Consider the following 8,673-nt stretch of genomic DNA (forward strand, 5'->3'; position numbering starts at 1 on the left):
CGAGTTTGACCCATTATCTTACCCTCGTTCCCTTCACGACGCTCTGCCGGACTGGCGCTGGCGCGGCGCTCGGCGGCAACATGTCGCGCAGCTCGTACGAACGCGATTACGGCGGTCGCGGCGATCGTGGCTACCGCCACCGCAAGCATCGTCATCACCGCGACTGGGACTGATCGCCGCTGGCGCGGCTCGGTGCGCGAATGGCGCACCGGCGCGCCGACGGCGTCGGCACCCGACGCGAGATTCGGCCCGGCGGCCTGCCGGGCCGTCATCGCCGGTCATACCGGCGAACCCTTTCCGGCTTCATCAGCCGCGACCCGATGCCCGATCGACGGGCCGGCAGTTTCCCTCCTCGCTGTATTTCCCCGTTTTCCGACTACATCGACTCTCGCGACTGAATGCGTCCGAGGAGTACCGATATCATTCGCGTTCCGTTCGATCCCGTTGGTCCGTTCTCCGGCCTGACGACGGCTCATGACTGGCGCGGTGCGGCTTGCTGCCGTGCGCACGTCGTCACGCTCCAATCTGCGTAACCGGATGTATCGCGAACCGTGTGCGTCACTGCAGCGGCTGCGGTTTTTCACCTGCCTTTCTAGCGTCCCGGCGAACGTGCGCGTTGCCCCGTCCGTCAGGATTTCCCTGATAGCCAGACCGTCGCGCCACGCTTCCTCACCGCGTATCGCGGGTGCCGGCGGGTAGTGGGAAATCGAATGGAATCCATCGCAACATTTAATTGGTCGATTGCGAACGACTTCGCTATCGTCGGCGATGCTCGCGTACGGCATCGCACCGTGCCGCTGGCCGCGCCGCGCCTCGCCGCATGATCGCGAGCGCCACGGCCCGGTCGCCGGCCCCACAAGCATGGGCCGCCGCGTCCGAAGAACCGGACGAACCCGTCGCGAAGCCTGGCCGACCGAACGAAGGCGCATGCGCTTTCAAGCCACCCCGGCAATGACGTCCCGCCGCCGCCTGCGTGCCCCACGCGCAGGTGTGCCGCCCGATGTCGTTGGTGCCCGGGGCCGGACCAACCCATTGCCTGGATGCACTATGTCTAAGACAACGTATTACGCGCCGCATGGCGGCCACCCGCCGCAGACCGATCTGCTGACCGATCGCGCGATGTTCACCGAGGCGTACGCGGTGATCCCGAAGGGTGTGATGCGCGACATCGTCACGAGCTGGCTGCCGTTCTGGACGAACACGCGCCTGTGGGTGATCGCTCGCCCGCTGTCGGGTTTCGCGGAAACCTTCTCGCAGTACATCGTCGAAGTGAACCCGGGCGGCGGCAGCGACAAGCCCGAGCAGGACAAGAACGCCGAAGCCGTGTTGTTCGTCGTCGAAGGTGAAGCCGAGCTGACGCTGCAAGGCAAGAAGCACGTGCTGAAGCCGGGCGGCTACGCGTTCATTCCGCCGGGCGCGGACTGGACGCTGCACAACGTCAGCGATGCCGCGGTGCGGTTCCACTGGGTGCGCAAGCATTACCAGGCTGTCGACGGCATTCCGCTGCCGGAAGCCTTCGTGACCAACGAGCAGGACGTCGAGCCGATCCCGATGCCGGGCACCAACGGTGCCTGGGTGACGACGCGCTTCGTCGACATGAGCGACATGCGCCACGACATGCACGTGAACATCGTGACGTTCGAACCGGGCGGCGTGATTCCGTTCGCCGAAACGCACGTGATGGAGCACGGGTTGTATGTGCTCGAAGGGAAGGCTGTTTATCGCCTGAACCAGGATTGGGTCGAGGTCGAAGCCGGTGACTTCATGTGGCTGCGCGCGTTCTGCCCGCAGGCATGCTATTCGGGTGGCCCTGGCCGCTTCCGTTACCTGCTGTACAAAGACGTGAACCGTCACATGAACCTGTTGCTGAACCCGGCGCGTTAAGCGTCGAGCGAGCAGTTGGATGTGAAAGCCCGCCGGCGGATGCCGGCGGGTTTTTTTTCAGGTTCTTCGCGGATTCCAGGGGTGTCGCTTGACGATCCGCCAGAGGTAAAAGCCGGAATCCAGCCAGTGCGTGCTGCAAACACACTGGCCGTCAGTCGGATGCCGCTGGCGACTCGTTGCCCTGCGTAGCACCGCATTGATGGCAATGCGGGAAGAAGAAGAAATTCCGGCCACCGCATCCGCATACGTTGAAGAGCCTCAATCCGCAATGCACGCAGAACGTGGAGTCGTCGCCGCCGAGATTCCACTGTTTGTCGCATGACGGGCAGCGCTTTTTTTCGAGTGAGCGAACGGCTTTTTCGTATCCGATCGTGCGCGCACGTTCTCCCTGATCCTGCTGCAATTCGAGCCGCTTGCGTTCGGCATAGCGTTGAAAGGCCTTCATCATGTAAAGGCCGGCGAACACCGTGAGCGCAATGCCGACCAGGACCCGCACATAGCCGCCGAAATTCGGCAGGTACGGGACCAGTTCGATGAAAAATGCACTCAGTGAAAACAGGCCAAAGCCATACACGAAAGGCCAGTAGCGCATCTTGCGATAGCGCATGAACAGCCAGATCGCAATCAGCAGAATCGGTAACGTGAGCGCAAGGCGCAGTCCGAACACCTGCAACTCGTATTGCCGGTCCGCCTTTTCGAAGCGCCGTTCGGCTGCCGCGTCCGCGTCGGCGATTTGCGTGTCCACTTGAGTCTGCTGCGATGCCAGTGCCCGTTGCTGGTCGCCGATCGCATCGATCTGATGCTGCCAGTTGATGACCACTGCCTGGAGCGTATCCAGCTTGCGGGTTCTCGCCAGGATGTCCGGGTCCCTCGCACTGTCTCCCGTCACCGAGCGGGTTGCCAGCCAGTTGCGGAAACTTTCTTTCTCGGCCGCGTACTCCTTCGCGGCACGTCCGCGTGCCACCTCCATTGCGTCGGCCTTCCCGGCAAGCGTGTCGTGCTGCGCCTGCAGATCGCGCCGTGCTGCATCCAGCCGCGCCTTCGCTGGAGCATCCGCGAATTGCTCGACGACGGGCGGCCCGCCCCTCGGAGCGAAGGCCATGTCGCGGATCACGAGGCTGCCGAGCATGTTCAGAAAGACGGCGAAGATGATCGCAATCACCCACGAGGCGAGCCGCAGGAGACGTGCGGGACTGGTCAGGCCGTCGCTGGAAGTCATCATTGTTTTGCCCTTGTTGGAATGGTTATACAAGCGGACTTGATTGTCGACGAATCCCGTACCCTTGTCGAACATCCCCTTCTGGCCGAGCGCCGTCGGTCATCCCCGCGCCCCCCGGAAATTCATGATGAACCTGCTTTCACGGGCGATGCATCTTGCTACAGGCCGAGTGCAGCCGCCGCGAGCATCGCGACCTGCAGCCGCGTATCGGGCGACAGCCCGTCCTCGATCAGCCACACCGCGGACAAGCCCGACCACGCGAGGATCCACTGCAGCAGCCGGCGCCGGTCGAGCTGCGCGGCGTCGGCCACGAGTGTGACACGCTGCTCGAAACGCACGGGATCAACCGCAATATCGTGCGAGGGATTGCAGAACAGGTTTGCGTAGTCGAACGCGCGATCGCCGCGCAGCCCTTTCGGATCGATCGCACGCCAGCCGCGTTCGCCGAAATGGAGGATGTTGCCGTGATGGATGTCGCCGTGCAGGACGACTTCGTCGACGGGTGGTGCGATCAGCAATTGGTGAGCGATCGCGGCCGATCGGCGCAGCGCGTCGTTGTCGGCGTCGTTCGACAACAGTGCGTAGAACCAGTCATGCAGCGTCACGACCGAAGGCGGCTCCGAAGCGCGATGCGCATGCAGCCGCGCGACGACATTATACGCGATGCGCATCGCATCATCGTCGTGGCCCGATGCCGAAAAACCCGCCAGCGTCGGTTCCGGCTGCGCGCGTTCGAGCAGGACAGCATCGCTATCGTGCTGCCACACCTGCGCGGCGCCTTGCCCGTTCCACCAGGTCATCAGCGCATTGCCGCGACGCTCTTCGTCGCAAGTAGCGACCTTCAACATCGCCGGCCGCGCTTGCCAGACGACCGGCAGCAGACCACCGCTCGCGGTCAGGATCGGGCCGCCATCGGGAGTGAGGCCCCACAGGCCGAGGTATCGATCGAACATCACGCGATGCTACAGCCGAACCGGATTGCTTGCAGAGCGGTTCGCCCGACGTGTGCGTCAAGCAGTCGCAGATACGACGTGATCGGCCCCAGCGCACTTTCCTAAATAAAATTTAGCCAGCCAAACTTTGGCTAAAGAATGTTCCGGTTTCGCGCCATCCCTTCGACAATGCGCGCCTTTCGTGACCAGTCGGTGCCTCTCGCGCACCGGCCGTCGCAGCATCGAAGAAGGAGCCCGACATGACCGACCACACCGCATCCCCGCCACCACCACCCGCGCCGCCGCCACGCCGCCGCCGCGTGTGGCGCACGCTCGCGGGCGCGCTGCTCGGCCTGACGGTCGCATGCGCGGGCATCGGCGCATGGACGATCCAGCGCATCTGGACGCAGTTGCCGTCCGTCGAGCACCTCGCCGTCTATCGTCCCGCGCTGCCGCTGCGGATCTTCTCGCGCGACGGCGACCTGCTGGCCGAATACGGCGTCGAGCGGCGCGAGTTCGTGCCGCTCGAACGCATCCCGCCGCTGATGCGGCAGGCGCTGCTCGCGGCCGAGGACGCGAAGTTCTATCAGCACGGCGCAGTCGATTTCAACGGCCTCGCGCGCGCGACGTTCGCGAACGTCGTGACGGGGCAGCCGGGGCAGGGCGGCAGCACGATCACGATGCAGGTGGCGCGCAACTTCTACCTCACGCGCGACAAGGTGCTGAGCCGCAAGCTCGCCGAGATCCTGATGGCGACCAAGCTCGAACGCGAGTACAGCAAGGACAAGCTGCTCGAGCTGTACATGAACGAGATCTATCTGGGCGAGCGCGCGTACGGCTTTGCGGCGGCCGCGAACGTGTATTTCGGCAAGCCGCTCGACGCGCTGAGCGCCGGCGAGGCGGCCGTGCTCGCGGGGCTGCCGAAGGCGCCGTCGGCGTTCAACCCGGTCGTCAATCCAGCACGCGCGACCGCGCGACGCAACTACGTGCTCGGCCGGATGCATGCGCTCGGCCAGCTCGACGACGCGACGTACCGCGCGGCCGTCGACGCGCCGATCGCGCTCGCGACCACGCCGCCGCCCGGGATCATCGCGGCGCCGTACGTTGCCGAGCGCGCACGCCGGATGATGGTGGAGCGTTTTCACGACGACGCCTACACGCTGGGCCTCGACGTGACGACGACGATTTCGATGCGCGACCAGCGCGCGGCCGAATCGTCGCTTGCACGTACGCTGAGCCGTCAGCCGCGCGCGAAGCGCGATGCGCGCAACGGGCTGGAAGGCGCACTGATATCGCTCGACGCGGCAACCGGCGACATGCTCGCGCTCGTCGGCGGCGCGGATTTCAACCGTAACGTGTTCGACCATGCGCTGCAGGCGTATCGCCAGCCGGGATCGAGCTTCAAGCCGTTCGTCTATTCGGCGGCGCTGGAAAAGGGCTACTTCCCGGGCGTGCTCGTCGACGATACGCAGCGCACGCTCACGCATGAGGAAACCGGCGCGCGGCCGTGGCGCCCGCGCAATTTCGCCAACAACTACGAGGGCTTCATCCCGGTGCGGCGCGGGCTCATGCGCTCGAAGAACCTCGTCGCGGTCAGCCTGATGCAGGCCACCGACGCGCGCTACGTGCAGCAGCACGCGGTGCACTTCGGTTTCGATGCGCAGCGCAATCCGGCGTCGCTGCCGCTCGCGCTCGGCGCGGGCGCCGTGACGCCGCTCGAACTGGCGAGCGCGTACAGCGTGTTCGCGAACGGCGGCACGCGGATGGAGCCGCGCCTGATCCTGTCGGTGAAGCAGCGTCACGGCGGCGCGATATACGAAGCGACGGCGCCGGCCGGCGAGCGCGTCGTGTCGGCGCGCAACGCGTTCGTGATGGACAGCATGCTGCGCGACGTCGTGAAGTCGGGCACCGCGCGCGGCGCGCTCGCGCTGCGCCGCGACGACGCGGCCGGCAAGACGGGCACGTCGAACGGGTCGAAGGACGTCTGGTTCGCCGGCTACTCGTCGGGCATCGTCGCGGTCGCGTGGCTCGGCTACGACACGCCGCGCCCGATGGGGCGTGCGACCGGCGCGTCGCTGGCGCTGCCGGTCTGGCTCGACTACATGAAGACGGCCGTCGACGGGCGTACGCCGGTCGAGGCAACGCCGCCGCAGGATGTCGCGCTCGTCGACGGCGACTTCGTGTATGTCGAATACACACGCGGCACGTGCACGGCCGACGTGCCGTCGTACATCCGCAGCCGCTTCGCGTGCGGCGGGGCCGCGGCGGTTGCCGGTGCGTCGGACGCGCCGGTCAACAACGGCAAGCCCGCCGAGCCGATGCCCGCCGCGGTCGATGCGGCCGAGCGCGAACGCGTGCTCGACCTGTTCCGGACGGAAGACTGACGCACGCCATGCATACGCTTTATCTGATTGCAATCGTCGCGGAAGCGATGTCGGGGGCGCTGATGGGCATGCGCCGCGGGATGGACCGCTTCGGGCTCGCGCTCGTCGGTGCGGTGACGGCGCTCGGCGGCGGCACCGTGCGCGACGTGCTGCTCGGCCACTATCCGCTCGGCTGGATCGCGCATCCGGAATACCTGGTGATCACGCTCGTCGCGGCGACCGTCGCGTCGTGGGTCGCGCGGCATGTCACGCGAATGAAGACGCTGTTCGTCACCGTCGACGCGATCGGCCTCGCGGCGTTCACGATCATTGGTTGCGACATCGGCGCATCGACGGGCGCGGTGCCTATCATCGTCGTGCTGGCTGGTGCGATCACCGGTGTCTGCGGCGGGATGCTGCGCGACCTGCTGTGCAACGAGATGCCGCTGATCTTGCGCGAGGAGCTGTATGCGAGCGTCGCCTTTGTTACGGGCGCGCTCTATGTCGGGATGCAGTACCTTGGCATCGATGCGGGCTTCGCGACGGTCGTCGCGCTGGCGGCCGGGTTCTCGATGCGGATGCTCGCCGTGCGGCTCGGGTGGAAGATGCGGACGTTTGGCGCGGCGGATCTCGAGCATTGAGCGGGAAGGCATGCTGCCCGGGCGGCGCGTGAGGGTGCGAGCGGTGTTGGCCCGGGCGTTCGGGTGAGCGCCCGGGCCGGACCGAACGTCAGTCGACCTGCATCACCTGGAAGACGTTGCCTTCGGGATCGATGCCGTCGTACATCGTGTACGCGAACCCGTCATAGCGCTTGAGATCGCGCACAGTCACGCCGTCGCCGGCCAGCCGGCCGCGATGCGCGCCGATATCCTGGCCAATCGAGAACACGAATTTCACGTGGCTGGTATCCGCGCGCGCTTCCGCATCAGCGGGCACCGCGTGGCGGAACGCCGGACCGGCGAGATGCAGTGCGAGCTCGATCGCGCCTGCGCCGAGTACGACCCACTCGTTTTCGATTTCCTCGACGACGGGCAGGTCGAAATACCGTTGGTAGAACGTCTTTAGCAACGCGACGTCCTGGACGTACAGGATGATGCGGGTCATCGGAAGCGGCACGTGAGTCTCCTGGAAGGGGATGCGCGAAGCGTGAATGATGCGTTGTATATGTTGTTGCTATCGATCATGCATGACATCGCGCGGCGCAATGCTCGCGCGACAAGTGACACGCGCCCGCGCTATGCGGGCACCATCACCGGCGGCGCACCGTCGCCGGTTTCCACCATCTTCACCGCGAATCCGTAGCACTGCGCGATATGCGCCGGAGTCATCACGTCGCGCGGTGTGCCGTGCGCGACGATCGTACCGTCGGCGAGCATCGCGATCGTATCGGCGTGCCGCGCGGCGAGGTTTGGATCGTGCACGATCGCGAGCACGCCGAGTTGCCATTCGCGTGCGACCGCGTGCACGGTTTCGAGCAGGCGATGCTGGTGCGCGAGATCGAGCGCGGCGGTCGGCTCGTCGAGCAGCAGGTAGCGCGGGCCGCTTTCCGTCGCTTCGTCATCCGGCCACAGCTGCGCAAGCACACGGGCGAACTGCACGCGTGCGAGTTCGCCGCCCGACAGCGTCGTGACGTCGCGGCCGACGAGCGCATCGGCACCCGCGCGTTCGAGCGCGCACCACGCGATATCTCGGTCGCGGTGCGACGTCGCGCCGCTGCGCCGTGCATGCGGATAACGGCCGAGCAGCACGATTTCGTCGACGCTGAACGGGAATGCCGGCTGCGCGGCTTGCGGCAGCACGGCGCGCAGGCACGCAAGTCGCGGCGCGTCGATACGCGCGAGCGGTTCGCCGTTCAGCGTGATGTCGCCGGTCACGCGTACGCCGTTCGGCGCGACGCCGCCGGTGAGTTCGCCGGCGAAGGTCTTCAGCAGCGTGCTCTTGCCCGCGCCGTTGCGGCCGAGCAGCGCAGTCACGCGACCGGGTTCGATCGACAGCGACAGGTTGCGCAGGATCGCATGGTGTCGACGGGCGACGTCGAGATGATGGGCGGTCAGCATGATCGTCGTGAAGAAAGGGTTAGCCGCCGAGCGCGCCGCGGCTCTTCCACAGCAGCGCGAGAAAGAACGGTGCGCCGAGCAGCGCGGTCAGCACGCCGAGCGGAATTTCCGCGGGCGCGGCAACCGTGCGTGCGGCGAGATCGGCGGCGAGCGTCAGCAGCGCGCCGAGCAGCGCGGCGCCGGGCAGCACGACGCGCTGGTCGGGGCCGCACGCGAGC

Annotated in this window: 8 protein-coding genes; 3 read left to right on the forward strand and 5 right to left on the reverse strand. The window is 66.2% G+C overall.

Translation table 11 applies throughout. From position 1 onward, the window contains the following. Positions 1–1,047 precede the first annotated feature (1,047 nt). Positions 1,048–1,884, forward strand: a complete 837-nt coding sequence (locus G3O00_RS36895; protein WP_011353825.1) for a bifunctional allantoicase/(S)-ureidoglycine aminohydrolase — start codon at positions 1,048–1,050, stop codon at positions 1,882–1,884. 151 nt (positions 1,885–2,035) lie between these two features. Here the strand turns inward: G3O00_RS36895 and G3O00_RS36900 are convergent, their stop codons facing one another. Continuing rightward, positions 2,036–3,103, reverse strand: coding sequence for a zinc ribbon domain-containing protein (locus G3O00_RS36900; protein WP_041493446.1), 1,068 nt, complete (start codon positions 3,101–3,103; stop codon positions 2,036–2,038). Between the two features lie 158 nt (positions 3,104–3,261). Further along, the gene (locus G3O00_RS36905) at positions 3,262–4,056 is read right to left on the reverse strand and encodes an aminoglycoside phosphotransferase family protein (RefSeq protein ID WP_206145957.1); all 795 of its coding nucleotides are present in this window, start codon (positions 4,054–4,056) and stop codon (positions 3,262–3,264) included. A gap of 239 nt (positions 4,057–4,295) precedes the next feature. Between G3O00_RS36905 and G3O00_RS36910 the strand changes: the two genes are divergently transcribed. Then, complete coding sequence (locus G3O00_RS36910) at positions 4,296–6,419, forward strand: PBP1A family penicillin-binding protein (RefSeq protein ID WP_206145958.1); 2,124 nt, start codon at positions 4,296–4,298, stop codon at positions 6,417–6,419. An 8-nt stretch (positions 6,420–6,427) separates the two neighbouring features. Beyond that, the gene (locus G3O00_RS36915) at positions 6,428–7,039 is read left to right on the forward strand and encodes a trimeric intracellular cation channel family protein (protein ID WP_174933233.1); all 612 of its coding nucleotides are present in this window, start codon (positions 6,428–6,430) and stop codon (positions 7,037–7,039) included. A gap of 88 nt (positions 7,040–7,127) precedes the next feature. Here G3O00_RS36915 and G3O00_RS36920 read toward each other — a convergent pair whose 3' ends face one another. From G3O00_RS36920 to G3O00_RS36930, 3 genes are all read right to left on the reverse strand, one after another. Continuing rightward, a complete protein-coding gene (locus G3O00_RS36920; RefSeq protein WP_206145959.1) occupies positions 7,128–7,514 on the reverse strand; it encodes a VOC family protein in 387 nt (128 codons plus the stop codon). Positions 7,515–7,633: 119 nt separating this feature from the next. Further along, positions 7,634–8,455, reverse strand: coding sequence for a heme ABC transporter ATP-binding protein (locus G3O00_RS36925; RefSeq protein ID WP_206145960.1), 822 nt, complete (start codon positions 8,453–8,455; stop codon positions 7,634–7,636). 19 nt (positions 8,456–8,474) lie between these two features. Further along, positions 8,475–8,673: iron chelate uptake ABC transporter family permease subunit (locus G3O00_RS36930; RefSeq protein WP_206145961.1), on the reverse strand; the 199-nt coding region annotated here is incomplete at its 5' end.

It is taken from the genome of Burkholderia sp. Ac-20384 (assembly GCF_017104605.1).
In the GTDB taxonomy this organism is placed as follows: Bacteria; Pseudomonadota; Gammaproteobacteria; order Burkholderiales; family Burkholderiaceae; genus Burkholderia; species Burkholderia lata.

Bases quoted from the DNA above. Each gene is read 5' to 3' on its own strand.
- G3O00_RS36895 (WP_011353825.1), top strand. From the start codon at position 1,048: ATGTCTAAGACAACGTATTACGCGCCGCATGGCGGCCACCCGCCGCAG.
- G3O00_RS36925 (WP_206145960.1), bottom strand. From the start codon at position 8,455: ATGCTGACCGCCCATCATCTCGACGTCGCCCGTCGACACCATGCGATC.
- G3O00_RS36910 (WP_206145958.1), top strand. From the start codon at position 4,296: ATGACCGACCACACCGCATCCCCGCCACCACCACCCGCGCCGCCGCCA.
- G3O00_RS36900 (WP_041493446.1), bottom strand. From the start codon at position 3,103: ATGACTTCCAGCGACGGCCTGACCAGTCCCGCACGTCTCCTGCGGCTC.
- G3O00_RS36915 (WP_174933233.1), top strand. From the start codon at position 6,428: ATGCATACGCTTTATCTGATTGCAATCGTCGCGGAAGCGATGTCGGGG.
- G3O00_RS36905 (WP_206145957.1), bottom strand. From the start codon at position 4,056: ATGTTCGATCGATACCTCGGCCTGTGGGGCCTCACTCCCGATGGCGGC.